The organism is Massilia aerilata, assembly GCF_042656905.1.
Lineage (GTDB): Bacteria > Pseudomonadota > Gammaproteobacteria > Burkholderiales > Burkholderiaceae_D > Telluria > Telluria aerilata.
Map to the genome: position 1 here is coordinate 494644 of NZ_JBHSMZ010000016.1, position 25527 is coordinate 520170.

General features: G+C 64.9%; 26 protein-coding genes. 10 read left to right on the forward strand and 16 right to left on the reverse strand.

The genetic code is table 11. The annotated features are described in order from the left end of the window. Nucleotides 1-3: 3 nt before the first annotated feature. From ruvC to tyrS, 8 genes are all read right to left on the reverse strand, one after another. Nucleotides 4-546, reverse strand: a complete 543-nt coding sequence (ruvC, locus tag ACFPO9_RS21745; RefSeq protein ID WP_379774803.1) for a crossover junction endodeoxyribonuclease RuvC — start codon at nucleotides 544-546, stop codon at nucleotides 4-6. Nucleotides 547-667: 121 nt separating this feature from the next. After that, entirely contained in the window at nucleotides 668-2254 is a 1587-nt protein-coding gene (gene purH / locus ACFPO9_RS21750; RefSeq protein ID WP_379774806.1) for a bifunctional phosphoribosylaminoimidazolecarboxamide formyltransferase/IMP cyclohydrolase, read from the reverse strand. 97 nt (nucleotides 2255-2351) lie between these two features. After that, nucleotides 2352-2585, reverse strand: a complete 234-nt coding sequence (locus ACFPO9_RS21755; protein WP_056447956.1) for a helix-turn-helix domain-containing protein — start codon at nucleotides 2583-2585, stop codon at nucleotides 2352-2354. Nucleotides 2586-2668: 83 nt separating this feature from the next. Beyond that, the gene (gene dusB, locus ACFPO9_RS21760) at nucleotides 2669-3694 is read right to left on the reverse strand and encodes a tRNA dihydrouridine synthase DusB (RefSeq protein ID WP_379774809.1); all 1026 of its coding nucleotides are present in this window, start codon (nucleotides 3692-3694) and stop codon (nucleotides 2669-2671) included. Between the two features lie 114 nt (nucleotides 3695-3808). Continuing rightward, on the reverse strand, nucleotides 3809-4447 hold the full coding sequence (locus ACFPO9_RS21765; protein ID WP_379774812.1) for a histidine phosphatase family protein: 639 nt from the start codon (nucleotides 4445-4447) through the stop codon (nucleotides 3809-3811). 11 nt (nucleotides 4448-4458) lie between these two features. Beyond that, nucleotides 4459-5127: a YbhB/YbcL family Raf kinase inhibitor-like protein gene (locus ACFPO9_RS21770; RefSeq protein ID WP_379774815.1), complete on the reverse strand. Its 669-nt coding sequence runs from the start codon at nucleotides 5125-5127 to the stop codon at nucleotides 4459-4461. Nucleotides 5128-5233: 106 nt separating this feature from the next. After that, nucleotides 5234-5692: a D-aminoacyl-tRNA deacylase gene (gene dtd, locus ACFPO9_RS21775; protein ID WP_379774818.1), complete on the reverse strand. Its 459-nt coding sequence runs from the start codon at nucleotides 5690-5692 to the stop codon at nucleotides 5234-5236. Next, nucleotides 5689-6963, reverse strand: coding sequence for a tyrosine--tRNA ligase (gene tyrS / locus ACFPO9_RS21780; protein WP_379774821.1), 1275 nt, complete (start codon nucleotides 6961-6963; stop codon nucleotides 5689-5691). The genes dtd and tyrS overlap by 4 nt, the downstream gene beginning before the upstream one ends. Nucleotides 6964-7132: 169 nt before the next feature. Between tyrS and ACFPO9_RS21785 the strand changes: the two genes are divergently transcribed. Then, nucleotides 7133-8497, forward strand: a complete 1365-nt coding sequence (locus tag ACFPO9_RS21785) for a M23 family metallopeptidase (RefSeq protein ID WP_379774823.1) — start codon at nucleotides 7133-7135, stop codon at nucleotides 8495-8497. A gap of 131 nt (nucleotides 8498-8628) precedes the next feature. Next, complete coding sequence (locus tag ACFPO9_RS21790; protein WP_379774825.1) at nucleotides 8629-9732, forward strand: anhydro-N-acetylmuramic acid kinase; 1104 nt, start codon at nucleotides 8629-8631, stop codon at nucleotides 9730-9732. 131 nt (nucleotides 9733-9863) lie between these two features. Here ACFPO9_RS21790 and erpA read toward each other — a convergent pair whose 3' ends face one another. From erpA to rplM, 5 genes are all read right to left on the reverse strand, one after another. After that, on the reverse strand, nucleotides 9864-10241 hold the full coding sequence (gene erpA, locus ACFPO9_RS21795; RefSeq protein ID WP_379774828.1) for an iron-sulfur cluster insertion protein ErpA: 378 nt from the start codon (nucleotides 10239-10241) through the stop codon (nucleotides 9864-9866). A 54-nt stretch (nucleotides 10242-10295) separates the two neighbouring features. Continuing rightward, nucleotides 10296-10709 (reverse strand): bactofilin family protein, encoded by a 414-nt coding sequence (locus tag ACFPO9_RS21800; RefSeq protein ID WP_379774831.1) that lies wholly within the window; start codon nucleotides 10707-10709, stop codon nucleotides 10296-10298. 147 nt (nucleotides 10710-10856) lie between these two features. Continuing rightward, a complete protein-coding gene (gene argC / locus ACFPO9_RS21805) occupies nucleotides 10857-11894 on the reverse strand; it encodes an N-acetyl-gamma-glutamyl-phosphate reductase (protein ID WP_379774834.1) in 1038 nt (345 codons plus the stop codon). Between the two features lie 243 nt (nucleotides 11895-12137). Further along, complete coding sequence (gene rpsI / locus ACFPO9_RS21810) at nucleotides 12138-12530, reverse strand: 30S ribosomal protein S9 (RefSeq protein ID WP_028102305.1); 393 nt, start codon at nucleotides 12528-12530, stop codon at nucleotides 12138-12140. 9 nt (nucleotides 12531-12539) lie between these two features. Beyond that, entirely contained in the window at nucleotides 12540-12968 is a 429-nt protein-coding gene (gene rplM, locus ACFPO9_RS21815) for a 50S ribosomal protein L13 (protein ID WP_230020260.1), read from the reverse strand. 267 nt (nucleotides 12969-13235) lie between these two features. On the opposite strand from rplM, the gene ACFPO9_RS21820 reads away from it, so the two are divergent. Genes ACFPO9_RS21820 through ACFPO9_RS21835 form a run of 4 tightly spaced genes read left to right on the forward strand, consistent with a single transcriptional unit; the run spans nucleotide 13236 to nucleotide 17077 of the window. After that, a complete protein-coding gene (locus tag ACFPO9_RS21820; RefSeq protein ID WP_379774838.1) occupies nucleotides 13236-14690 on the forward strand; it encodes an alpha/beta hydrolase in 1455 nt (484 codons plus the stop codon). A 12-nt stretch (nucleotides 14691-14702) separates the two neighbouring features. Continuing rightward, nucleotides 14703-15437, forward strand: a complete 735-nt coding sequence (locus ACFPO9_RS21825) for an ABC transporter ATP-binding protein (protein ID WP_379774840.1) — start codon at nucleotides 14703-14705, stop codon at nucleotides 15435-15437. Continuing rightward, the gene (locus ACFPO9_RS21830; protein ID WP_379774843.1) at nucleotides 15434-16615 is read left to right on the forward strand and encodes an ABC transporter permease; all 1182 of its coding nucleotides are present in this window, start codon (nucleotides 15434-15436) and stop codon (nucleotides 16613-16615) included. The genes ACFPO9_RS21825 and ACFPO9_RS21830 overlap by 4 nt, the downstream gene beginning before the upstream one ends. Before the next feature lie 39 nt (nucleotides 16616-16654). Then, a complete protein-coding gene (locus ACFPO9_RS21835) occupies nucleotides 16655-17077 on the forward strand; it encodes an OsmC family protein (RefSeq protein WP_379774846.1) in 423 nt (140 codons plus the stop codon). 80 nt (nucleotides 17078-17157) lie between these two features. On the opposite strand, the gene coq7 is transcribed toward ACFPO9_RS21835, so the two are convergent. Next, nucleotides 17158-17805, reverse strand: coding sequence for a 2-polyprenyl-3-methyl-6-methoxy-1,4-benzoquinone monooxygenase (coq7, locus tag ACFPO9_RS21840; protein WP_379774848.1), 648 nt, complete (start codon nucleotides 17803-17805; stop codon nucleotides 17158-17160). Nucleotides 17806-17812: 7 nt separating this feature from the next. Further along, entirely contained in the window at nucleotides 17813-18232 is a 420-nt protein-coding gene (locus ACFPO9_RS21845) for a hypothetical protein (RefSeq protein WP_379774851.1), read from the reverse strand. A gap of 215 nt (nucleotides 18233-18447) precedes the next feature. Between ACFPO9_RS21845 and ACFPO9_RS21850 the strand changes: the two genes are divergently transcribed. Genes ACFPO9_RS21850 through ACFPO9_RS21860 form a run of 3 tightly spaced genes read left to right on the forward strand, consistent with a single transcriptional unit; the run spans nucleotide 18448 to nucleotide 23181 of the window. Continuing rightward, complete coding sequence (locus tag ACFPO9_RS21850; RefSeq protein WP_379774853.1) at nucleotides 18448-19341, forward strand: ABC transporter ATP-binding protein; 894 nt, start codon at nucleotides 18448-18450, stop codon at nucleotides 19339-19341. A 4-nt stretch (nucleotides 19342-19345) separates the two neighbouring features. Beyond that, on the forward strand, nucleotides 19346-22930 hold the full coding sequence (locus ACFPO9_RS21855; RefSeq protein WP_379774856.1) for an ABC transporter permease/M1 family aminopeptidase: 3585 nt from the start codon (nucleotides 19346-19348) through the stop codon (nucleotides 22928-22930). Nucleotides 22931-22977: 47 nt separating this feature from the next. Continuing rightward, on the forward strand, nucleotides 22978-23181 hold the full coding sequence (locus ACFPO9_RS21860) for an addiction module protein (protein WP_379774859.1): 204 nt from the start codon (nucleotides 22978-22980) through the stop codon (nucleotides 23179-23181). A gap of 82 nt (nucleotides 23182-23263) precedes the next feature. Here the strand turns inward: ACFPO9_RS21860 and ACFPO9_RS21865 are convergent, their stop codons facing one another. Continuing rightward, entirely contained in the window at nucleotides 23264-24970 is a 1707-nt protein-coding gene (locus tag ACFPO9_RS21865) for a methyl-accepting chemotaxis protein (protein ID WP_379774862.1), read from the reverse strand. Nucleotides 24971-25226: 256 nt separating this feature from the next. On the opposite strand from ACFPO9_RS21865, the gene ACFPO9_RS21870 reads away from it, so the two are divergent. Continuing rightward, nucleotides 25227-25484 carry a DUF6582 domain-containing protein gene (locus ACFPO9_RS21870; RefSeq protein WP_379774865.1) on the forward strand — a complete coding sequence of 86 codons (258 nt, stop codon included), beginning with the start codon at nucleotides 25227-25229 and terminating at the stop codon, nucleotides 25482-25484. The last annotated feature ends 43 nt before the right edge of the window (nucleotides 25485-25527 follow it).

The following is a 25527-nucleotide window of genomic DNA, read 5'->3' on the forward strand; positions in this document are numbered from 1 at the left end:
TTATCAGGATGAGACCAGGCGGCCGCGCCGCATGTGCAGGCCCTGCTTGTCCGGCGACAGCGCGCCGATCAGCGCCAGCGCATCCATGCCGTGGGCGTGGCAGATCGCGATGCCGAGGGCGTCGGCGGCGTCCGAGCCAGGCAGGCCGGGCAGCTTCAGCAGGCGCGCCACCATTTCCTGGACCTGGGCTTTCACGGCCTTGCCGCTGCCGACCACGGCCTGCTTGACCTCGGCCGGCGTGTATTCCGCCACCTCCAGGTCGGCCCCGACCAGCGCCGTGATGGCCGCGCCGCGCGCCGCGCCGAGCAGCAGGGTCGACTGCGGGTTCACGTTGACGAAGACGCGTTCGATGGCCGCGCAAGCCGGTTTATAGGTGGCGACGACTTCGCTGATGCCGGCCAGGATGATCTTGAGGCGCGGCGGCAAGGCGCCTTCCGTGCCGGTCTTGATGGTGCCGGACGCGATATAGCGCAGCCGGTGACCGTGTTTTTCAATGACCCCGAATCCCGTCGTGCGCAGGCCCGGGTCGATGCCGAGAATAATCATTATCGAATGTTATACCGGCTGGCTTGTTTCGTGGGAAAAATACTGTGCAAAAACACAGGTCATTAGCAAACGCGCCACGATATCGTAGGGTGGGCTCCCCGAGCCCACCATGCACCGTCGATCAGTGACGGAAGTGGCGCGTACCAGTATAGAGCATCACCACGCCACGCTCATCCGCCGCATCGATCACTTCCTGGTCGCGCATCGAGCCGCCCGGGTGGATCACGCAGGTCGCGCCGGCGTCGACCACCACGTCCAGGCCGTCGCGGAAGGGGAAGAAGGCGTCCGACGCCACCGCCGAACCGACCAGCGACAAGCCGGCGTTATGCGCCTTGATCGAGGCGATGCGGGCCGAGTCGATGCGGCTCATCTGGCCGGCGCCCACGCCCAGGGTCATGCCGCCGGCGCAGAACACGATCGCGTTCGACTTGACGAACTTGGCCACGCGCCAGGCGAACATCAGGTCCTGCATCTGCTGCGGGGTCGGCTGCAGCTTCGAGACGACGCGCAGGTCGGCCGGCAGCACGTTCCTCGCATCCGGCGACTGCACCAGCAGGCCGCCGCCGACGCGCTTGACGTCGAAGGCGTTCTGGCCTTCACCCAATTCGATTTCCAGCAAGCGCACGTTCTGCTTGGCCGCCATGATCTGGCGCGCTTCGGCGGTGAACACCGGGGCGATCACGACTTCGACGAACAGCTTGGCGATCGCTTCCGCGGCGCGGCCGTCGACCGGCACGTTGAAGGCGATGATGCCGCCGAAGGCCGAGGTCGGATCGGTCTTCAGCGCGCGCTGGTAGGCGTCCAGCGCGTCGGCGCCGATCGCCACGCCGCAAGGATTGGCGTGCTTGATGATCACGCAGCCGGCCGGCTGCTCGAAGCCGCCCATGGTCTTGACGCATTCCCAGGCCGCATCGGCGTCGGCGATGTTGTTGTACGACAGTTCCTTGCCCTGCAGCTGGCGGTAATTCGCCAGGCTGCCGGCGCTAGGGGCCAGGTCGCGGTAGAAAGCGGCGCTCTGGTGCGGGTTCTCGCCGTAGCGCATGTCCTGGACCTTCTCGAAGTGCAGGTTCAGGGTTTGCGGATAGGCGGCGCGGGTGGCGTGCTGCTTGTCCTCGCCCAGGCTGGTCAGGTAGTTGGTGATGGCGCTGTCGTATTGCGCGGTGTGTGCGAACACTTTCTTTGCCAGGCGGAACTTGGTGTCGTAGCCGACATCGCCGGCAGCCTGTCCGGTACCTTTCATCTCCGCCAGCACCGGACCGTAGTCGGCCGGGTCGACGATCACGACGACGTCGCGGTGGTTCTTGGCCGCCGAGCGCAGCATGGTCGGGCCGCCGATGTCGATGTTCTCGATCGCGTCCTCCAGCGAGCACTCTTCCTTGGCGACGGTCGCCTGGAAGGGGTAGAGGTTGACCACCACCATGTCGATCTGCGGGATGCCGTGCTCTTCCAGCTTGGCGATATGCTCGGGGAAGTCGCGGCGTGCCAGGATGCCGCCGTGCACTTTCGGGTGCAGGGTCTTGACGCGGCCATCCAGCATTTCCGGGAAACCGGTGTAGTCGGCGACTTCAGTGACGGGCACACCATTGTCCTGCAGCAGCTTGGCGGTGCCGCCGGTCGACAGGATGTTCACGCCGAGCGCGGACAGCGCGCGCGCGAAGTCGAGCACGCCGGTTTTATCGGAAACGGAGATGAGGGCTTGTTTGATCATGGGAGAGGCCTGTTGATAAAAATCGGTACGAGCAGGGAGTTTCCACTACGCCGGACAGGGCCGGCGCACGCTCGCACGCCGGCCCCTCCGCCGGCGCTTACAGCAGCCCGTGCTCCTGCAATTTCTTGCGCAAGGTATTGCGATTGATGCCCAGCATCTGCGCGGCATGCGACTGGTTGCCTTCGGCGCGCGTCATCACCACTTGCAGGATCGGTTTTTCGACGGTCAGCAGCATCATGTCGTAGATATTCGAAGGTTTTTGCTCGCCCAGGTCGTTGAAATAATCTTCGAGGCTTTTCTGAACGACTTCCTGGATACTTTCTTTGCTCATGCTACTTCGCCTTGGTTAATGTGCCGCTTTTGGCAGCCCCGTCTCCGATGATTCTTTTTATTTTGTTATTTTTTACTGATTTATTACGCTGCGATCGCTTCGCTCGACAGCTGCGCGGGCCGGTATTGTAACCGCTCGCCAAACCGGTGTTGCGATTTGAAAAAATCATCCACGGCCGCCAACTGCTCGGCGGTCGATTCCAGCAGATTCATGCGCTGGCGGAATTCTTCGCCGCCAGGCAGGTCTTCGACATACCAGCCGATGTGCTTGCGCGCGGTGCGCACGCCCAGGTATTCGCCGTAGAAGGCATAGTGGGCCGGCAGGTGCTCGTTCATCAGCTCGCGCACTTCGTCGACCAGCGGCGCCGGCAGGTATTCTCCGGTGCGCAGGTAGTGGTCGATCTCGCGGCAGATCCACGGACGGCCCTGCGCCGCGCGCCCGATCATGACGGCGTCGGCGCCCGTGTGGTCGAGCACGAATTTCGCCTTTTCCGGAGTCGTGATGTCGCCGTTCGCCACCACCGGAATCGACACGGCAGCCTTCACCGCGGCGATGGTGTCGTATTCGGCATCGCCCTTGTAGCCGTCGGCACGGGTGCGGCCGTGCAGGGTCAGCATCGCGATGCCAGCCTGCTCGGCCATGCGCGCGATGTTCAGGGCGTTCTTGTTCTGGCGGTCCCAGCCGGTGCGGAATTTCAGGGTCACGGGCACGTCCACCGCGCGCACCACGGCTTCGAGGATGCGCTGGACCAGGTCTTCGTGCTGCAGCAGGGCCGAGCCGCACCAGTTGTTGCAGACCTTCTTGACCGGGCAGCCCATGTTGATGTCGATGATCTGGGCGCCGCGGTCGACGTTGAACTTGGCGCATTCGGCCAGTTCTTCCGGGACCGCGCCGGCGATCTGCACCGCCTTCGGCTCCATCTCGCCGGCATGGTCGGTGCGGCGCGCACTTTTTTCGCTGGCCCACAGGCGCGGGTTCGAGGCCGCCATTTCCGACACCGCATAACCGGCGCCGAGCTTCTTGCACAGCTGACGGAACGGACGGTCGGTCACCCCGGCCATCGGGGCGACGAAGACGTTATTGCGGAGCGCGTAAGGACCAATTTGCACGGGAGAAAAACCAGGAGAAAAACGGGAACTCGCTATTTTACCCGAACCGCTGCTCAATTTATCAGCACACTTTTTGTGTGTTGCAAATCTGACATACCTTGGTGTCGCAGTTTGTCAGCTGAGCTCGTCCAGCACGGCCGGCCGCAGATGCGCCACCTCGCCCCAGCTTTCCAGCGCCAGCCTGCCCTCTTCCAGGCGGAAGCGGTTGATGCTGGCGTTGTAGACCTTGAAGTCGCGCGGGGTTTCCAGCGGCAGGCCCAGCGCCATCCGGTAGGCGCATTCGAGCACGCCGCCGTGGGCGACCATGGCGATGTCCTTGCCCGGATGCGCTGCGGCCAGGGCCAGGATGGCGTCGGTGGAACGGGTATAAAAGGCGCGGAAAGTCTCGCCCCTATTTTTGCCACTTGGCAAAATTGCATCGACATCGCGCGCCTGCCAGGCCGCGAATTCGGCCGGGAAGCGCCGCTCGATCTCGCTGTACAACAGGCCTTCGAAGCCGCCGTAGCAGCGTTCGCGCAAGCCAGGCTCGAGCATCACCGGCATATTGCGCGGCGTGGCCACAGCCTGGGCGGTCTGGCGCGCCCGTCCCAGGTCGCTGGAGACGATCAGGTCGATATGCTCGGGCGCCAGCGCCTCGGCCAGCAGCCGGGCCTGGCGTTCGCCCTCCGCGTTCAATGCGATGTCGAGGTGGCCCTGCAGGCGGCGTTCAGCATTCCATGCGGTTTCCCCATGGCGGATCAGGATGATCTTCAAATTTTCTACTTTTACTTGTCGATGAGGGTGGCGGCGATTTCCGGGTTCAGCGAATACACGCCGAAGATGCGGGCTTCGTCCAGGATGTGGCCCATGATGGCGAGGCTCGCCTCCTTGCCCGTGAACCGCCCTTCCAGCGGCAGGCGCGGGATGTCGAGGGCGTACAGCGTGAACACGTAGGTGTGCACCCGCTCGTCGTTCCAGGGCGGACAGGGTCCGTCGTAGCCATAGTATTCGCCGGCCATGTCCGGATCGTTGGCGAACCAGCCGGTGTAATCGTTGACGCCGTGGCGCAACTGGTGCTCGGTGCCGTTCTTGATCGTAAACGGCACCAGCGGGCCGCTCTTGCCGCCCGGGGTCACCATGTCCGAGAACATGCCCTCGGCAAAGGCATCGAGGACCACCGGGATGTCCACCAGCGACCAGTGATAGAAGTCGGTGCGCGCCAGCGCGTCCGGCACCGTGCGGCCTTCACGGTTGACGTTTTCGCCGTCGGTCGGCACGTCGAGGTCGTGGCACAGCAGCACCAGCGACTCGGCGCCGGCCGGCACCTCGTCCCAGGCGATATGGGGGCTGCGATTGCTCGACAGCTTGATGTGGCTGCCGGGATCGATCTCGGCGAACGCACAGCGCGGCGGTATCGGACCGCCTTCGGTAAAGGAATCGCTCCAGATTTTCATGGCCCCACCTCCATTCTCGCCGAGCGCCGAACAAAGCCGGCATGCCGGCCTTGCAGGCTTTGTTCGACGCTCCTGATTACATTGACCAGCGCAAGGCGCCGCAGTTTCAGCTTGACACCTTGGGTGGATCAATACGAAGCCAGAAAGTGACTGGGCCGTCGTTCGTCAGCGACACCTGCATGTCCGCGCCAAAGCGGCCGGTCTCGACATTACCGTGTCGCTCGCGCGCCTGGCGCACGACATGCTCGAACAGCCGGCGCCCGTCTTCCGGCGCGGCGGCCGGCGAGAACGACGGCCGGGTCCCGGAGCGGGTGTCGGCCGCCAGCGTGAACTGCGGCACCAGCAGCAGGCCGCCTTGCACGTCGGTGACGCTGCGGTTCATCTTGCCGGCCTCGTCCGAAAACACGCGGTAGCCCAGCAGTTTGCTCAGCAGCGCATCGGCTTCGCGCGCGGTATCGCCTTTTTCGGCGCAGACCAGCACCATCAGGCCGTGCCCGATGGCGCCGATGGTTTCGCCATCGACGACCACGCTGGCCTGGGTGACCCGCTGCAGCAGGCCGATCATGCCGCGGTCAGGGTCACGCGGGCGAACTTGCGCTTGCCGACCTGCAGCACGAAGGTGCCGGCCTGGACCTGCAGCGCCTTGTCGGACACCACCGTGCCGTCGATGCGCACACCGCCCTGGTCGATCATGCGCATCGCTTCCGACGACGAGGCGCACAGGTTGGCGGCCTTCAGCAGCTGCGCCAGGCCCAGCGGAGCGCCGGACAGGCTGACTTCCGGCACGTCGTCCGGGATGCCGCCCTTGGAGCGGTTGACGAAGTCGGCCAGGGCGTCCTCGGCCGCCTGCTGCGAGTGGAAGCGCGCCACGATTTCCTGGGCCAGCGCGACCTTGGCGTCGCGCGGGTTGCGGCCGCCTTCGACTTCGGCGCGCAGCGCGGCCAGGTCCTGGATCGAGCGGAAGGACAGCAGCTCGTAGTACTTCCACATCATCACGTCCGAGATGCTCATCAGCTTGGCGAACATGGTGTTGGCCGGCTCGGTGATGCCGATGTAGTTGTTCTTGGACTTCGACATCTTTTCGACGCCGTCCAGGCCTTCGAGCAGCGGCATGGTCAGAATGCACTGCGGCTCTTGCCCGTAGTCTTTCTGTAGCTCGCGGCCAACAAGCAGGTTAAATTTCTGATCCGTTCCACCTAGCTCAAGGTCAGCTTTCAAAGCGACCGAATCATAGCCTTGCATGAGCGGATACAGGAACTCGTGGACCGAGATCGGGGTCCCACTCTTGTAGCGCTTGGTGAAGTCGTCGCGCTCCATCATGCGCGCCACGGTGTAGCGCGAGGCCAGCTGGATCATGCCGCGCGCGCCCAGCGGGTCGCACCACTCGGAGTTGTAGCGGATTTCGGTGCGCGCCGGATCGAGCACCAGCGAGGCCTGCTTGAAATAGGTCTGCGCATTGGTCTCGATCTGCTCGCGGGTCAGCGGCGGACGGGTCACGTTGCGGCCCGACGGGTCGCCGATCATCGAGGTGAAATCGCCGATCAGGAAGATCACCTGGTGGCCCAGGTCCTGCAGCTGGCGCAGCTTGTTCAGCACCACGGTGTGGCCCAGGTGCAGGTCGGGCGCGGTCGGGTCCAGGCCCAGCTTGATGCGCAGCGGCGTGCCGCTCTGCTCGGAGCGCGCCAGCTTCTGCGCGAATTCGCTCTCGATCAGCAGTTCGTCGACGCCGCGTTTGGCGATCGCAAGGGCTTCCTGGACGGCCGCGCTCAAGGGAAGAGGCGCGGCCCCGGCGGAAGTTGCAGTTTTGGCATTACCAGAAAGCTCGGAGGAAGTCATAAAATTCTTGTAGGAATATGGCTAAAACGGTTGTAGGACCCCGTATTTTGATATAATTCGCGATCCCGTCAATCTTGCCGCATGAAAAGTTTCACAGACAACAAGTAAGAAAACAAAAAATAAAAGCGTTCGTCTTGGGACAGTGAAGCGGTAAATTTTAACTGATTGCATGAACCCAATACAGAAAATCACTGGCAAGCGCTGGTTCGGTCTCGCGGAAACGAGCCGTAAAACCCGTATCCTTGCAGGCGGCGCAGCCGCCCTGGCACTGTGTGCCTTCGGTGCGACCGCAGTCGCCCCGATCGCGCCGGACGCCGCCGACATCCCCGTCAAATCCATCGCCCAGGACCTGCAGCTGCCGAACCTGGCGGACCAGATCGCGGCCCTTCAGCAAGACCAGCAGCAATTCATCCACGAAGAACGCATCCGTCCGGGCGACTCCCTCGGCTCCGTCTTCACCCGCCTCGGCATCGACGACCAGCAGGCAGCCGCTTTCGTGCGCAGCGACAAGCTGGCGCGCAGCATCCTGGGCCTCAAGACCGGCAAGCGCATCCAGGCTGAAACCGACGAAAACGGCCTGATGCTGTCGCTGCGCGCGACCATCGCCGTGAACAAGGATGAGTTCAACACCGTCACCGTGATGCGTAAAGGCGACAAATTCGTCGTCAGCAAGGCCCCGGCCGAGCTCGAGCGTCGCGTTGAAATGCGTTCGCGCGAAATCACCTCCTCGCTCTACGCCGCCACCGACGCCAGCGTCGACGGCGGCCAGATCCCGGATTCGGTGGTCAACCAGATCATCGAGATGTTCTCGACCAGCATCGACTTCCGCGGCGACCTGAAGCGCGGCGACCGTTTCAACGTCGTCTACGAAACCTTCTACCAGGATGGCGAACTGGTCCGCACCGGCCGCGTGCTGGCCGGCGAATTCGTCAACCGCGGCGTGGCTTACCAGTCGGTCTGGTACGAAGACCCGCAAACCCACCAGGGCGGCTACTACAGCCTGGACGGCAAGTCGCTGAAGAAAGCCTTCCTGAAGTCGCCGGTCGCCTTCACCCGCATCTCCTCGGGCTTCTCGATGCGCGTGCACCCGGTGTTCAACGTCTGGAAAGCGCACAAGGGCATCGACATGGCGGCCCCGATGGGCACCCCGATCCGCGCCGCGGGCGATGGCACCGTGGACTTTGCCGGCGTGTCGAATGGCTACGGCAACATGGTCGTGCTCAAGCACTGGTCCAACTACAGCACCGCCTACGGCCACATGAGCCGCTTTGCCAGCGGCATGCGCAAGGGCCAGAAGGTCCACCAGGGCGACGTGATCGGCTACGTCGGCGCCACCGGCTGGGCAACCGGCCCCCACCTGCACTATGAATTCCGCGTCGGCGGCAACGCCATCGACCCGATGGCGCAGAAGAACCTGCAGCAGCAGCCGCTGACTTCGGGCGAACTGTCGCGCTTCCGCACCACCGCCGCCGTCGAGATGTCGCACCGCTTCTCGCTGCTGAATCCGGCCGGTAACGCGATGGCTGCCCGTTAAGATCCAGCCGAATTGCAGATAGAATAAGGCGCCTTGCACTGAAGAGTGCAAGGCGTTTTTTATTTTAGCCATGAGGGTCAGACCCCGGTTTTAACGGGTGGGGTCTGACCCCATCTGATCATAAGTAGTTTATGCCCGCTTCCTCTCTCTATATTGGTTTAATGTCCGGCACCAGCCTGGACGGCGTCGATGGCGTGCTGGCCGACTTTTCCGGCCGCGGCATCCGCACCCTGCAAGCCGCCTTCACGCCCTTCCCCGCCACCCTGCGCAGCGAACTGATGGCCCTGCAGGCCGCCAGCGAGAACGAACTCGAGCGCGAGGCCCTGGCCGCCAACGCCCTCGCCCGCTGCTACGCCGACTGCGTGCAGCAGTTGCTGGCCCAGGCGCCAGGACCGGTGCGCGCCGTCGCCGTGCATGGCCAGACCATCCGCCACCGCCCGGAACTGGGTTTTACGCGCCAGACCAATAATCCGGCCCTGCTGGCGGAGCTGACGGGCGTCGACGTGATCGCCGACTTCCGCACCCGCGACATCGCCGCCGGCGGCCAGGGCGCGCCGCTGGTGCCGGCCTTCCACGAGGCCCGCTTCGGCAAGCCGAACACGGTGCGGGTGGTGGTGAACATCGGCGGCATCGGCAACATCAGCGTGCTGCACGGCGACGGCCGCGTGAGCGGCTATGACACCGGGCCGGGCAACGTGCTGATGGATTTGTGGGTTGCGCGCCACACCGGCAAGGCGTATGACGAGGACGGCGCCTTTGCGGCGTCCGGCAAGGTCGACGAGCAATTGCTGGAGATTCTGCTGGACGAGTCCTACTTCCGCCAGCCGCCGCCCAAGAGCACGGGCCGCGACCTGTTCCATGCAGAATGGCTGGATGGGAAGCTGGCGCAGCGTCCCGGCCTGGCGCCGGCCGACGTGCAGGCGACCCTGACGCGGCTGACGGCGGTCTCGCTCGCGCGCGCGATTGCCGCCGAAACGGTGGACAAGCCGGCCCAGGCGGTCTACGTGTGCGGCGGCGGCGCCTACAACGGCGTGCTGCTGCGCGACATCGAAACGGCGTTGGGCGGCGGGATCCCGGTCAAGTCGACCGAGGAACTGGGCGTGGCGCCGAATCGGGTGGAGGCGCTGGCTTTTGCCTGGCTGGGCTACCAGTTCACGCGGCGCAAGCCGGGGAATTTGCCGGCGGTGACCGGGGCGGCGGGATTACGCGTTCTGGGGGCGCTGTATCCTGCTTGAACTGCACGTGGGCTCGGGGAGCCCACCTACCAAGCGCGACCGTAGGGTAGGCACCCCGTGCCCACGATCCACCGCAAAATGCAAAAGGCCGCCGGCAATGCCAGGCGGCCTTTTTGCTACAGCAGGAACAATTACGCCGAGAACGACGAACCGCAGCCGCAAGTCGAAGTCGCGTTCGGGTTCTTGATCACGAACTGGGCGCCTTCGAGGTCGTCCTTGTAGTCGATTTCCGCGCCGAGCAGGTACTGGTAGCTCATCGAGTCGATCAGCAGGGTGACGCCGTTCTTTTCCATCGCGGTGTCATCGTCGTTCATGATCTCGTCGAAGGTGAAACCATACTGGAAGCCGGAGCAGCCGCCACCCTGCACGAACACGCGCAGCTTCAGGTCGGGATTGCCTTCTTCTTCGATCAGCTGGGCGACCTTCTGCGCCGCGCTATCGGTGAAATTGATGGGCGACGGCATGGCGTCCTGCTCTTGCGAGCGATGCAATTCGGCGATTGCGGTCATGGATAAACTCCTGATTGAATTCGGATTTCGTCCATTATAGACGGTTGGCGCCAGTCATGCTGATGCCCCTTCCGCTGTTACACCTAAATGAAACACCGGCTCGGCGGCCGGGATCGGGGCGGCTTCGTGGGTCAGCTTTCCCGTCACCAGGGCGCCGCCGTGCATTTCCAGCAGGCGGTAATGGACATCCCCATGTATGCGGCCTTTCGGCTGTAATTCAAGCAGTTCCGTCGAACGGACCGTGCCGGCGATATAGCCGTTGACGACCAGGTTGGCGCAGCGTACTTCGCCCTCGATGCGGGCGTGCTCGGAGACGATCAGGACGCTGTCGGCTTCGCCGCCGGCGATCACGTTGCCATGCACCTCGCCGTCGATGCGCAGGCCGCCGGTGAATACCAGGTCGCCTTCGATGCGCGCGGAAATGCCGATCAGGCTATCGATTTCGCTTTTTGCATTACGACCGAACATGGTAGTCCCCTCGCGTAGTGATGCGTTGCCAGGCACGGCATTGCACAGGTCAATTTACCGTGCTCAACACCTGCTGCCTTGATCTGCATCTTGTCAGCAACCCTTGCGAGGGAGAGGCGACCCCGGGCGGGTCGCCCTGGCCGGGCATCAGGGCAGCAGTGCGACCTGCTGCAGGCCCATGTTTTCCGGCACGCCGAACATCAGGTTCATGCACTGCACGGCCTGGCCGGCGGCGCCCTTGACCAGGTTGTCCTGGACCACCAGGATCACCACGGTGTCGCCGCCGTCCGGACGGTGCAGCGCGATGCGCAGCATGTTCGAGCCGCGGGTCGAGCGGGTTTCCGGGTGCGAGCCGAAGGGCATCACGTCGACGAAGGGTTCGTCGCGGTAAGCGTCTTCGAACAGGGCCTGCAGGGCGGCGTTGTCGATGTCCTTCGTCAGGCGCGCGTACAGGGTCGAATGCATGCCGCGGATCATCGGCACCAGGTGGGGCGTGAAGATCAGGCCGACTTTCTGCTCGGTGTAGCGCTGCAGCTGGGCCGAGGTCTCCGGGGTGTGGCGGTGGCCGGCCACGCCGTAGGCCTTGAAGTTGTCGCTGGCTTCCGAGAACAGGGTGCCGATCTCGGCCTTGCGGCCGGCGCCCGAGACGCCCGACTTGCTGTCGGCGATCAGGTTGCCGGCGTCGATCAGGCCGGCCTTCAGCAGCGGGGTAAAGCCCAGCTGCATGGTGGTCGGGTAGCAGCCTGGATTGGCGATCAGGCGCGCCTTCTTGATGTCGTCGCGGTTCAGTTCAGGCAGGCCGTACACGGCTTCCTCGATCAGCTCGGGGGCGGTGTGCTCCATCTTGTACCACTTCTCGAAGGCGGCGCGGTCCTTCAGGCGGAAGTCGGCGGCCAGGTCGATGACCTTCACGCCGGCGGCCAGCAGCGCCGGCGCCTGGGCCATGGCGACGCCGTGCGGGGTGGCGAAGAACACCACGTCGCATTTGCTCAGGTCGGCCTTGTCCGGGCTCGAGAAGGCCAGGTCGACGTGGCCGCGCAGCGAGGGGAACATGTCCGCCACCGGCAGGCCGTCTTCCTTGCGCGAGGTGATGGCGGTCAGCTGCACCTCGGGATGGGCTGACAGCAGGCGCAACAACTCCACGCCCGTGTAACCGGTACCACCAACGATGCCAACTTTGATCATGTTCTTTCCTTCGTAAGTAAATAAGTGCCAGCAAGGCTGAGGGTGCAATTTTAGCAGCGTCGCCGCGACCCTGCCCCGTCTGCGCAAAATCAAACCGGGGTCAGAGCCCCGATTTTGGAAAGAGCCGAAAGGACATTGCCAAAAATCGGGCTCTGACCCCGGTTTGATAAACAACAAAAAAGCCGCCGGCTTTGCAGCGGGCGGCTTCTTCCGGAAAGCAGCGCAGAGGCGCTGCAGATCCAATTAACGCTTCGAGAATTGCTTTGCGCGACGTGCTTTGCGCAGACCAACTTTCTTACGCTCGACTTCACGGGCGTCACGGGTGACGAAACCGGCACGTGCCAGGTCGCCCTTGAGGCCTGCGTCGTAGTCGATCAGTGCACGGGTGATGCCGTGGCGCACTGCACCTGCCTGGCCGGACTCGCCGCCGCCATGCACGTTGACCTTGATGTCGAAACGCTCGACGTTGCCGGTCAGTTCCAGCGGCTGACGGATGACCATCAGGCCGGTTTCGCGCGAGAAGTACTCGGCGGCCGGTTTGCCGTTCACGATGATCTGGCCGGTGCCTGCCTTGATGAAGACGCGGGCGACTGCACTCTTGCGACGGCCGGTGCCGTAGTTGTAGTTACCGATCATGTCAGTTCCTTAGAATTCGAGTGCTTGCGGTTGCTGGGCGGCGTGCGGGTGGGTTGCTTCCGCGTAGACCTTCAGCTTCTTGATCATTGCGTAGCCCAGCGGGCCCTTCGGCAGCATGCCTTTGACAGCTTTTTCCAGGGCACGGCCCGGGAAGCGCTGTTGCATTTTCAGGAAGTTGGTTTCGTAGATACCGCCCGGGTAGCCCGAGTGACGGTAGTAGGTCTTGGCGGTGGCCTTGGTGCCGGTCACGCGCAGCTTGCCTGCGTTGACGACGACGATAAAGTCACCGGTGTCGACGTGCGGAGTAAATTCCGGTTTGTGTTTGCCGCGCAGTCGGCGTGCCACTTCGCTGGCAACACGTCCGAGGACTTTGTCCGTCGCGTCAATCACGTACCAATCGCGCTGGACTTCATGGCCCTTAGCGGAAAAAGTTTTCATGTTGACTTCCTATATATAGGTGTAAATGCTCAAATGGTGGTTCCGCAAATGAAACTGCGGACTCGGCCTTGTTGTCTTTTCCTGAGCAAATGGAAAGCCCACGATCATAGCGGATCTCAGCCTCTCGCGTCAAGTCGCCTCTGGGGAGAACACACGCTGCCGCAGACCCGCTCGCCCAGACTCGCAATTCAATGCATATTTGCAACTTTTTGATTGACCGTGAAAAGAATAGCAATTTAGTATGGTCAACATCGAAGAGGAGACCATGTGAAAATCCGTCCCGTCCTGCCCGCTTTGCTCGCCCTGCTTTGGTCGGCGTCAGCGCTCGCCGCTCCCGTCGCTCCGGACCTGGCAGCGGCCGCCGCCGATAAACCCGCTGCCCGCAGCTGCCACCTGCCCGGCGCCGAGGAAGCGCTGCGCTGCCTGTCCGTCCCGGTCCCGCTCGACTACGCCAAACCGAACGCCGACACCCTCAAGCTGCACGTGACCGTGGCCCCGGCCTTCCGCGAATCGGCGCGCCCCGATCCGCTGTTCGTGCTGGCCGGCGGTCCCGGCCAGGCCGGCAGCGACGTGCTGATGCTGCTGTCGGCCGCCTTCAAGCGCGTGCGCGCGACCCGCGACATCGTCTTCATCGACCAGCGCGGCACCGGCCTGTCCGGCAAGCTCGATTGCGAGAGCCCGCCGAACGAGGAGCTGCTGAGCGACTCCGAGATCGAAGTGGCGCTGCGCAGCTGTATCGCGAGCAAAAACATCCCCTTCGCCGCCTACACCACCGCGGCGGCGGCGCGCGACATCGAACAGGTACGCAAGGCTCTCGGCTACGGCAAGATCAACGTCTGGGGCGGCTCCTACGGCACCCGCCTCGGCCAGGCCTATGCGCGCGCCTTCCCGGACAGCGTGCGTTCGCTGGTGCTGGACGGCGTCGCCGCGCCCGAGCAGGTGATCCCGGCCGGCGGCCGCGACGGCCAGGCCGCGCTCGACAAGCTGTTCGCCCAATGCGATGCCGACGCCGCCTGCCACAAGGCCTACCCGAACCTGCGCGCGGAATGGGACACGCTGGCCGCGCGCGCCGAGGCCGGCCTGAAGCTGGCGATCGCCGATCCGCGCACGGCGCAGCCGGTGACCTTCACCATGACCGGCCCGCGCTTCTTCGGCACCGTGCACAACATCCTGTATTCGCCGGCCGACGCGCGCCGCCTGCCCTTCCTGCTGCACAGCGCTTATCAAGGCCGCTGGGAACCCTTCATCGCGCGCCACAACATCGCCGGCGACTTCGCCAGCGACGCCTCCAGCGCCATCCTGCTGCACCTGGCCGTGGTCTGCGCGGAAGACGTGCCGCGCATGACGCCCGCGCTGATGAAGGAAGACGCTTCGATGCTCACGCGCCCGCTGGCCGACCGCATTCCGAACCTGTGCAAGACGATCAAGGTGCCGGCGGTGCCGTATGCCGAGCCGGCCGTGATCCAGGCCCCGGCCCTGCTGCTGTCCGGCGCCCTCGATCCCGTCACGCCGCCGCGCCGCGCCGAAAGCGCCGCGCGCCGCATGCGCAACGCCCAGCAGCTGGTGGTGGCGAATGCCGGCCACGGCGTCTCGCAGCTGGGCTGCGCGCCGCGCCTGCTGCGCGATTTCCTCGACCGCCCGGGCAGCCCGCTGGATGCGAAATGCCTGTCCGAGATCCCGGCCCCGACCTTCCAGCTCGGCAGCGCCGGGCCGCAACCCTGAATCGAGTTCGCCATGATAGAAGTCCAGGAAGTACGCAAACAATTCGGCGCCGTGCAGGCGCTCGGCGGCGTGAGCTTTTCCGCGCGCGACGGCCAGATCACCGCCCTGCTCGGCCCCAACGGCGCCGGCAAGACCACCCTGCTGCGCACCCTGGTCGGCCTCTTGCGGCGCGACCACGGCAGCATCGCCATCGACGGCGTCGATCCGGAAAAGGACCCGCTGGCGGTACGCCGCAACATCGGCTTCCTGACCGACCAGTTCGGGCTCTACGAGCGCCTCAGCACGCGCGAGTACCTGGCCTACTTCGGTGAGCTGAACGGCATGGGCGGCGCGCCGCTGCGCCAGCGCATCGACGAAGTGGCCGAGCTGCTGCAGATGGACGACATCCTGGAGCGCCGCGCCAAGGGCTTCTCGCAGGGCCAGCGCATCAAGGTCGCGCTGGCGCGCACGCTGCTGCACCGTCCGCGCCACCTGCTGCTGGACGAACCGAGCCGCGGCCTGGATGTGATGAGCACGCGCGCGCTGCGCCGCGCCCTCGCCAGCCTGCGCGCCGAAGGCTGCTGCGTGATCATGGCCACCCACGTGATGCAGGAAGTGACCCACCTGTGCGACGACGTGGTCGTCATCGCCAAGGGCCATACGGTGGCCCAGGGCTCGCCCGAAGAACTGTGCCGCCGCACCGGCATCGCCAACCTGGAAGACGCCTTCGTCAGCCTGGTCGGCACCGAAGAAGGAATCGCCGCATGAAACCCAAGTTCTTGATCGTGTTTTTGAAAGAGCTGCGCGAGGCGCTGCGCGACAAGCGCACCCTCGGCCTGCTGGCGCTGTTCACGGTGATGTACCCGGTGATGATCGGCTACCTGCTCAACCAGAGCATCAACCGCGCCACCAAGCCGGAACGCGACGGCGTCGAGATCGCCGTGATCGGCGCCAGCCAGGCGCCCACGCTGATGTCCCAGCTCAAGCAGCGCAACATCAACGTCAAGAACCAGGCCCCGCTCGACGAAGAAGGCATCACGAAGCTGCTGCAGGCGCGCACCTATCCGGTGGTGCTGCGCGTGTCGGACAAGTTCACCGAGAACTACGCGGCGATGCGTCCCGCGCGCATCGAGCTGTGGTTCGATTCGTCCGACGAAAGCGGCAAGCGCCGCCGCGAGGTCGAGGACGTGCTGGAAGCCTATAGCGCCAACGTCGCCGGCGCGCGCCTGCTGGCGCACGGGGTCTCGCCGGCCACGCTGGCGCCGATCCAGGTACAGCGCTTCGACACCGGCACCAACGCCTCGCGCTCCGCGGGCCTGATCGGCAGCCTGCTCGGTATCCTGTTCCTGCCGGTCTTCATCTGCGGCATGTCGACCGCGGTCGACAGCACCGCCGGCGAGCGCGAACGCCGCTCGATGGAAGTGCTGATGGCGCAGCCGGCCAGGGCCTGGGAGCTGGTGGTCGGCAAATGGCTCACCGCGGGCTGCCTGGCGATCGCCGGCATCACCCTCGAGCTGGCGCTGGCGCATGCGATCCTGTCCTGGCTGCCGTTGGAGGAGATCGGCATGTCCTGGAGCCTGAACTGGGGCGACCTGGCGCTGCTGATCGTCGCCACCATCCCGCTGTGCCTGTTCGCCTCCGGCATGCAGGTGGCCCTGGCGATGAACGCCAAGTCCTTCAAGGAAGCCCAGAGCGTGCTCAGTTTCGTGACCCTGGTGCCGCTGATTCCGGGCGTGGTGGTGTCGATGATGGAGCTGAAGACCGCCACCTGGATGTACATGGTGCCGATGCTGTCGAACCAGACCCTGCTGCGCGAGATGACCAAGGGCGACGTCGGCATCCTGCCCTTCGTGATGACCTTTTCCTGCTCGGCGTTGGTGGCCCTGCTGGCGGTCGGCTTCGCCAGCTGGCGCATGAAGAGCGAGCGCTACGTGCTGGCCGTGTAAGGCTTAGAATAGACGGCCTTTTACGCAACGGAGAGATGAATGGAAGTCAAAGTCAGCTGGAACGGCCCGTCGGGGATGAGCTTCCGGGCCGAAACCGGCTCGGGCCACATGGTCAGCATGGACGGCGCGCCGGAAGGCGGCGGCCACAACCTGGCGCCGCGCCCGATGGAGATGGTGTTACTGGGCACCGGCGGCTGCACCGCCTATGACGTGGTGCTGATCCTGAAGCGCGGCCGCGAAGACGTGCGCGGCTGCGAGGTGAGCCTGAAGGCCGAGCGCGCCGACAGCGATCCGAAGGTGTTCACCAAGATCCACTTCCACTTCATCGTCAGCGGCAGGAACCTGAAGCCGGCGGCGGTGGAGCGGGCGGTCAGCCTGTCGCATGACAAGTACTGCTCGGCTTCGATCATGCTGGCCAGGACGGCGGAAATTACGCACTCGTTTGAAATTATCGAGGCGTAAAATCAACGTGGGCACGGGGAGCCCACCCTATGTCATACCGGTAGGGTGGGCACCCGTGCCCACGCGAATATTCGATCAATTCAGATGTAATACGCGGTGGTGGTCATGACCTTGGACATGGCCTGCATCGCCATCTTCACCGGCAGCGGCATCTCGGCCGCGCCCATCGCCTGCGCCTTCGCGCCGTGCTCGATCTCGTCGACGCGCATCTGCTCGACGATCGCGCGCGATTTGCCGTCCTGCGGCGGCAGCTTGTCGAGGTGGCTGTTCAGGTGGGCCTCCACCTGGCGCTCGGTCTCCACCACGAAGCCCAGGCTCTGCGGGTCGCCCAGGCGCGCGGCCACGGTACCCAAGGCGTAGGCGCCGGCATACCACAGCGGATTCAGGAGGCTGGGCTGGGAGCCCAGTTCGGCCAGGCGCTCGGCGGTCCAGGCAAGGTGGTCCTGTTCTTCGCGTCCGGCTTCCTCGAACTGCGCGCGCATCGCCGGGCTGCCGGCGTAGCGCGCCTGCGAGTCGTACAGGGCCTGGGCGCAGACTTCGCCGACGTGGTTCACGCGCATCAGGCCCGCGCTGTGGCGCGCCTCCTGGTCGTTCAATTCGCAGTCGCGCGCCGCGGCGCCGGGGTTCGGACGCGAAGCCTTGGCCACGCCGCCGACCACGCGCAGGGCGCGGTCGAAGCCGGCGATCAGGTTGTCGAGAGGGTTGATGTCGCGGGTGAGCTTTTCCATGGCCTTATTATATCGTGCCGCCTTTCTGCCGCTGCAGCCAGTCGTGCACCGGCCCCGCCACCTCCAGCTTCGAGATGTTCTTCGCCACCCCCAGGTTCAGCTCCAGCAGGAACGGAATCGAATCGGCCGGCACCTCGGGGCAGCTCTCGCCGAACACCGCCATGAAGCGCGGCGACTGCAGGGTCGGCAGCACCTTCTCCCCGCTCATGAACTGCAGGATGCTGGTGATGGTGTGGCCGCCGCCGATGCTCTGGTAGACGAAGCGGTTGTATTCGCGGTCGACCTTCGCGAAATCGATCGCCTCCTTGGTCATCAGCCCGGCCAGGTAATGCAGCCCGGTGGCGACGCGGAACCAGTCGGTCGCCTCGATGCGGGTGCGGCCCTGGCGGCTCACGGCCAGGATCTTGTCCTTGATGATGGTATCCATGGAAGCAACTATACCCCCATCCAGGCAGCGAAAGGAAGTTGTCAAACTAGACAGGGATTTTTCGCTGGCGTATGCTGGAGTGCTGTTTCCGCTGCGCCTCAATGCCGCATTTTTGCACTCTGGGCCGGTGAAACTGCCGTGTGTCGCATGGGCTCTGCCCCCGCAGCTCATTTTTAATACAATGCAATAGTCATCAAAGTACGTAGATTCTCACTATGGAATTAGAAATCCGCCATCTGTCCAAGACCTACGCCAACGGCGTGGTGGCGCTGGACGGGGTCACGCTGCGCATCCCGCCCGGGATGTTCGGCCTGCTCGGGCCGAACGGCGCCGGCAAATCGACCCTGATGCGGATCCTCGCGACCTTGCAGGAATGCGATTCCGGTTCCGTGTTCCTGGACGATATCGACGTCCTCGACGAAAAGGACGAAGTGCGCCGCCTGCTCGGCTACCTGCCGCAGGATTTCGGCGTTTACCCGAAAGTGACTGCTTACGAACTGCTCGACCACTTTGCGCAGTTGAAGGGCCTGGCGAACCGCGCGCGGCGCCGCGAAGTCGTCGACGGCCTGCTCCAGCAAACCAACCTGTTCGAGGTGCGCGACCAGCGCCTCGGCACCTTCTCGGGCGGCATGAAGCAGCGCTTCGGCATCGCCCAGGCGCTGCTGGGCGACCCGCAGCTGATCATCGTCGACGAGCCGACCGCCGGCCTCGACCCGCAGGAGCGGGTGCGCTTCCATAACCTGCTGTCCGACATCGGCCAGGACAAGACCGTGATCCTGTCGACCCACATCGTGTCCGACGTCGCCGACCTGTGCGCGAACATGGCGATCATCAACAAGGGCCACGTGCTGCTGTGCGGCGAGCCGGCAAAGCTCATCGAAGGCATCGAGGGGAAGATCTGGGCCCGCTTCGTCAACAAGCCGGAACTGCTCGCCTTCCAGAAGCGCCACACCGTCATCTCCACGCGCCTGCTGAGCGGACGCCCGATGATTCACGTGTATGCGGAGCGCTATCCGGGCGACGATTTCGAGCCGATCCACCCGACCCTCGAAGACGTCTATTTCGCCACCATCGCCGGCCGCCACAACGCTCTCGCAGGGAACTGCTGATACCATGCGCGCGCTTTACGCCATCGCGCTGTTCGAAGCACGGCAGCGCCTGAAACTGCTGTCCACCTGGATCTACTTCTTCGCCTTCCTGGCCCTGGCCATGCTGTGGGTGGCGGCCGCCGGCGGCGCCTTCAAGGACTTCACGATCTCCTTCGGCGGCCGGGTGCTGGTCAACGGCCCGCGCCAGGTGGCCCTGTCCTCGGCCTTCCTCGGCTGCTTCGGCATCGTGGTGGCGGCCGCCGTGATGGGCCGCTCGGTGCAGCAGGACTTCGAATACGAAACCCATCACTTCTTCTTCAGCGCACCCATCCCCAAGCACGCCTACGTGTTCGGGCGCTACCTGGGCGCGCTGGCCACGCTGGCGGTGGTGTTCGCCTCCATCGTGCTGGGCAACCTGCTGGGCGCCCTGCTGCCCGGGGTCGATCCTTCGCGCGTGGGCGCCTTCAAGGCGCTGGCCTACCTGCAGCCCTACTTCCTGACGCTGCTGCCGAATTTGTTCATCTTCGGCGCCATCTTCTTCGTGCTGGCGGCCCTGACGCGGCGCATGCTGCCGGTGTACGTGGCCGGCGTGGTGATGATGATCGGCTACCTGGTCGCGCCCTCGCTGGCGCGCGACCTCGATTACAAGACCCTGGCGGCGCTGATCGATCCCTTCGGCACCACCGCCCTGATCCGCCTGACCGAGTACTGGACCATCGCCGAGCGCAATGCGCGCATGATCCCTTTCGAGGGCGTCTACCTGGCGAACCGCCTGATCTGGTCGGCGTTCGCGTTAATTGTGCTCTTGCTCGGTTACTGGCGCTTCAGCTTCATCTCCAGCCCCGCCACCCGGCGTGCGGCCGCACGCGGCGAAGGCGAGACCGCGGCGACTCCCTATTCCCAGCCGGCGGGCGGCACGAAGGAGGCGCCGGACTTCGTGGCGCGCCGCCTCAGCTTCCTGCTCGTCAAATCGGCCTGGCTCGACCTGCGCGAATCGGTCAAGAACATCTACTTCGCCGTCATCGCGCTGGCCGGCGTGCTGGTGCTGGTGGTCAGCTCGCTCGACCTGGGCGCCATCTTCGGCACCAAGACCTATCCGGTCACCTACATGGTGCTGGAACTGGTGCGCGACGTCTTCGCGCTGTTCCTGCTGATCGTCACCACCTTTTATGCCGGCGAGATGGTCTGGCGCGAGCGCGAAGCGCGCATGTCGCTGATGCTGGACGCGCTGCCGGTGCCGAGCTGGCTGCCGCTGGCGGCCAAGACCCTGGCCCTGGTCGGCCTGCAGGCCGTGCTGCTGCTGGTGGCGATGGTGTGCGGGATGCTGATCCAGCTGTCCCGCGGCTACGTGGCGCTGGAGCCCGGCCTCTATCTGCTCACCCTGTTCGGCGTCCTGCTGCCCAAGTACGCCCTGCTCGCGGTGCTGGCGATCGCGGTGCAGGCGATCCTGAACCACAAATACCTCGGCTACTTCGTGCTGGTGCTGTACTACATCGCCAGCATCACCCTCGGCTCGCTCGGCCTCGACCACCCGATGCTGCTGTACGGCGCACTGCCGGATGTGACCTATTCGGCGATGAACGGTTTCGGCCACTACCTGGCCCTGCAGCGCGCACTGCTGGTGTACTGGGGCGGCGCTGCGCTGGTGCTGCTGGCGGCGGCAGTGGTGTTGTGGCCGCGCGGCGTGTCCGACAGCTTCCGCGAGCGCCTGCAGCTGGCGCGCCAGCGCCTGAGCCCCGGCGTGCTGGGCGCCTTCGGCCTGGGCGCGCTGCTGTTCCTGGGGTCCGGCGCCCTCCTCTGGTACAACCTGGAACACGTCGGCGCCTACCAGTCCGCCTGGACCAAGGACCGCCTGCGCGCCGAATACGAGCTGCGCTACCGCCGCTACGCCAAGGTGGCGCAACCGCGCATCGCCAGCGTCGACCTGCAGGTCGACATCCTGCCGGCCAGCCGCACCCTGAAAATAAAAGGCGCCTACCAGCTGGAAAACCGCAGCGGCGCACCGGTCGCCGACCTGTTCCTGAGCCAGCGCCCGGGACCGACGCTGCGTCCGCGCTTCTCGCAGCCGGTGCGCCTGGTGGAGGCCGACGCCAGGCGCGGCTTCTACCGCTATGCCCTGGCCACGCCGCTGGCGGCCGGCGCCCGCATCGCCCTCGAGTTCGAACTCGAAGACGCGCCCGGCGGCGTGCTGGGCCTGGGCCGCGACACCGCGGTGGTGGCCAACGGCACCTTCTTCAATAACGACATCCTGCCCCACATCGGCTACCAGCAGCGCATCGAGCTGCAGGACGACCGCGACCGCAAGCGCCACGGCCTGGCGCCGAAGGAGCGCATGGCGGCGCGCGAGGATGCATCCGCGCAGGCCAGCAACTACCTCGGCGGCGACGCCGACTGGATCCGCTTCGACGCCGTGGTGAGCACGAGCCTCGACCAGATCGCGGTGGCGCCGGGCACCCTGGACAGCGAGTGGATGGCCAAGGGCCGCCACTACTTCCACTACCGGATGGACAAGCCGATCCTGAACTTCTATACCTTCCAGTCGGCGCGCTACGAAGTGCGGCACGACCGTTGGCAGGACGTGACCATCGACGTCTACCACCAGCCTGGCCACGACTACAATGTCGACCGCATGATCCGCGGCGCCAAGGCCGCGCTGGAATACGGCTCGACGCAGTTCGGCCCCTACCAGCACCGCGAGCTGCGCATCGCCGAATTCCCGCGCTACGCCGCCTATGCGCAGGCGGCGCCGGGCGTCATCGCCTTCTCGGAAAGCGCCGGCTTCATCGCCAAAGTCGATCCGGAATCGCGCAAGGACATCGACTATCCCTATTACATCACCGCGCACGAAGTCGGACACCAGTGGTGGGGCCACCAGCTGATCGGCGCCGGCAGCCGCGGCGCCACCGTGCTCTCCGAGAGCCTGGCCGAGTACACGGCGCTGATGACGATGCGGCGCACCTTCGGCTCCAGCAGGATGCGGCGCTTCCTGCGCTACGACCTCGAGGAATACCTGATGGGCCGGGCGATCGAGACGCGCAAGGAGCTGCCGCTGGCGCAGAACGAGGACCAGCCCTACATCCACTACCGCAAGGGCAGCCTGGCGATGTACCTGCTGCAGGACCTGGTGGGCGAGGAAGCCGTGAACGGCGTCCTGCGCCAGCTGCTGGCGGAACACGCCTTCCGCGGGCCGCCCTACCCGAGCGTCACCACCCTGGTCGAGAAGCTGCGCGCGGTCACCCCGCCCGACAAGGCCTACCTGATCGACGACCTGTTCGAGTCCATCGTCCTGTACGAAAACCGCGCCGACAGCGCCGGCGCGCAACGCCGCCCGGACGGCAAATACGCCGTGACGATCCGCGCCAAGGCCGGCAAGGTGCGCGCCGGCGAGCTGGGCGAGGAACGTGAAGTGCCGCTCAAGGACTGGATCGAATTCGGCGTCGACGACGACAACGGCAACTCGCTGGCGCGCGAACGCCGCCTGGTCGAGCGCCGTGCGCAGACCGTCACGCTGGTGGTGGACGGCCGTCCGGCGCGGGCCGGTATCGACCCCGATAACAAGCTGATCGACAGGAAACCAACGGACAACATGGTCCCTGTCGACATGCATTAAACTCTACGTTATCATTTGGTCATAATTTCCTGTTAGGAGCATTAAGCATGTCTACCGTTGCCGAACTGGCCGCAGAAATTCAGCAATTGTCCGCCGCCGACAAGCATCTGCTGATGCAGCTGCTGCTGACCGACAGCGACGAATCGGAGCAGGACGCCGAAGAGGCCTACCGCGCCGAGATCGTGCGCCGCGTGAAGGCGATCCGCAACGGGGAGGCGGCGATCAAGGCGCTGCAGGATTGGCAGGAATAGGTTTTCTGGCGCCGCCGCCGAGTGCGGCAGGCGTAAAAAAACCGCGAAGGGATTCGCGGTTTTTTTTATGCCTGCCGTCGGCTTAAAAGGTTTCCCATTCTTCCCCGGCCATGACCGGCTCCTTTTTCGGCCCCGCTTTTCGGACAGGCGCCGGGCGTGCCGGCGGCAGCGCCGCCGGCACGCCCGGGGCGATGGCAGGACGGCCTGCACGGACCGGGTGCGCCGCGGCTTCCTGGAGGTCGGCGCCGGTGCGGAAGGATCCCACCAGCCCGGCCAGGCTGGCCGCCTGATCCTGCATGGCCTCGGCCGCCGCGGCGGCCTGTTCGACCAGTGCGGCGTTCTGCTGGGTCACCTGGTCCATCTGGACGATCGCCTGGTTCACCTGCTCGATGCCGGCGCGCTGCTCGTCGCTGGCGGCGGCGATCTCGCCGATGATGTCGGACACGCGCTTGACGCTGCCGACCACCTCTTCCATGGTGGCGCCGGCCTGGTCGACCAGGCGCGATCCGGTTTCGACCTTCTCGACCGAATCGCCGATCAAGCCCTTGATCTCCTTGGCCGCGGCGGCGGAACGCTGGGCCAGGTTGCGCACTTCGGAAGCCACGACCGCGAAACCGCGGCCCTGCTCGCCGGCACGGGCCGCCTCGACCGCCGCGTTCAGCGCCAGGATGTTGGTCTGGAAGGCGATGCCGTCGATGACGCCGATGATGTCGGCAATGCGCCGCGCCGATTCGTTGATCGAGCCCATCGTGTCGACCACCTGGGCCACGACCGCACCGCCGCGCACCGCGTTCTCGGACGCCGTCACCGCCAGCTGGTTTGCCTGGCGCGCATTGTCGGCATTCTGCTTGACCGTCGAGGTCAGCTCTTCCATCGACGACGCCGTCTCTTCCAGCGAGCTGGCCTGCTGCTCGGTACGCGAGGACAGGTCCTGGTTGCCGGCATTGATTTCGGTGGAGGCGGTGGCGATGGTGTCGGTGCCCGTGCGCACGCGGGTCACGATGTCCAGCAAGGCCGTATTCATGTCCTTGAGGGCAGCCATCAACTGGCCGGTCTCGTCCTTCGAGCGCACCTCGACGGTGCCGGTCAGGTCGCCCTCGGCCACGCGGCGGGCGACGCGCACCGCATCGGCGAGCGGCACGGTGATATTACGCCCCAGCCAGATCGCGACCGTCGCGCCGAGCAGGACGGCAAGGATGCCGCCGCCGATCAGGGTGCGCGACATCGTCAGCGCCAGCGCGTCCGCAGTCCTGGCGCGCTCGCCCATCAGGCCGGATTCCTCGGCTTTGATGTCGGCCACCAGCTTGCGCATCGCGTCCATGCCCTGCTTGCCCTTGCCTTCCTGCTCGGCGGCGACCACGGGGCCCATCTCCGCATCCTGGGCGGCGCGGCGCAGCTTGATGGTCGGGTCGATCGCGTTCTCGATCCATTTCTGCTGTTCCGCACCCAGGCGCTGCAGGCGGTCCTGCTGGTGCGGGTTGTCGGCGGTCAGCTTGCGGGCGGCGTCGAGGTGCTGGCGGAAGCTTTCCTTGCCGGCGGTGTAGGGCTCGAGCGAGGCCTCCTTGCCGGTCAATGCAAACCCGCGTTCGCCGGTTTCGACATCCACCAGGGCGCCCAGGGCGGCATCGACCTCGCCCAGCACCTGATAGGTGTGGATGTTCATCGCATTGGCGTCGCCCAGCCGCGCGAAGTTGAAGTAAGACTGGCTTACCAGCCAGATCAGGATGGCCAGGACCACGCCAAAGCCGAGGCGCAGGCGGGTTGCAATTTTGAGGTCGGATAATCGCATTTCAGTGTTGGGAATTGAGTAATTTGCTTGACAGGAGGCGCGAATCGCTCGGCTGAGTTCGATTGCCATGCGGCAATATACCTGATTTGCGTCATATCGTGATATTTCTTCTCTATTTCGTTAAATTTTTGAGACACTTTTACGCAGTCGATTACAAGAAAACCAAGAAGCGATTCCCGGTTTTCGTGGCCGGGGCAAACGTCCGCCGGCGCATTGCTGTCAGGGGCATAATCTTCATTCACCTTGAGGAGGCCCGATGAGCAAACTGGACCAGGAAAACCGGGACGAGATCCCGGGCCGGCAATTCGCCTTTCCCAAACATCGCAAGGAACCGCTGGAAGACGCCAGCCATGTACGCAATGCCGTCGCCCGCTTCGACCAGGTCGAGGGCGTGACGGACCAGGAGCGAGACGAGGCCTGGGGACGTATCCGGGCGGCCGCCAAGAAATTCGACGTCGAGCTGAATGAGGGCGACTGGCGGGAGCTTGGGAAGGACAAGAAGGACAAGCACTAAAAAGCTATCCCAGTAGACGGGAGTCGCTGCCGGCGCGCCTGCC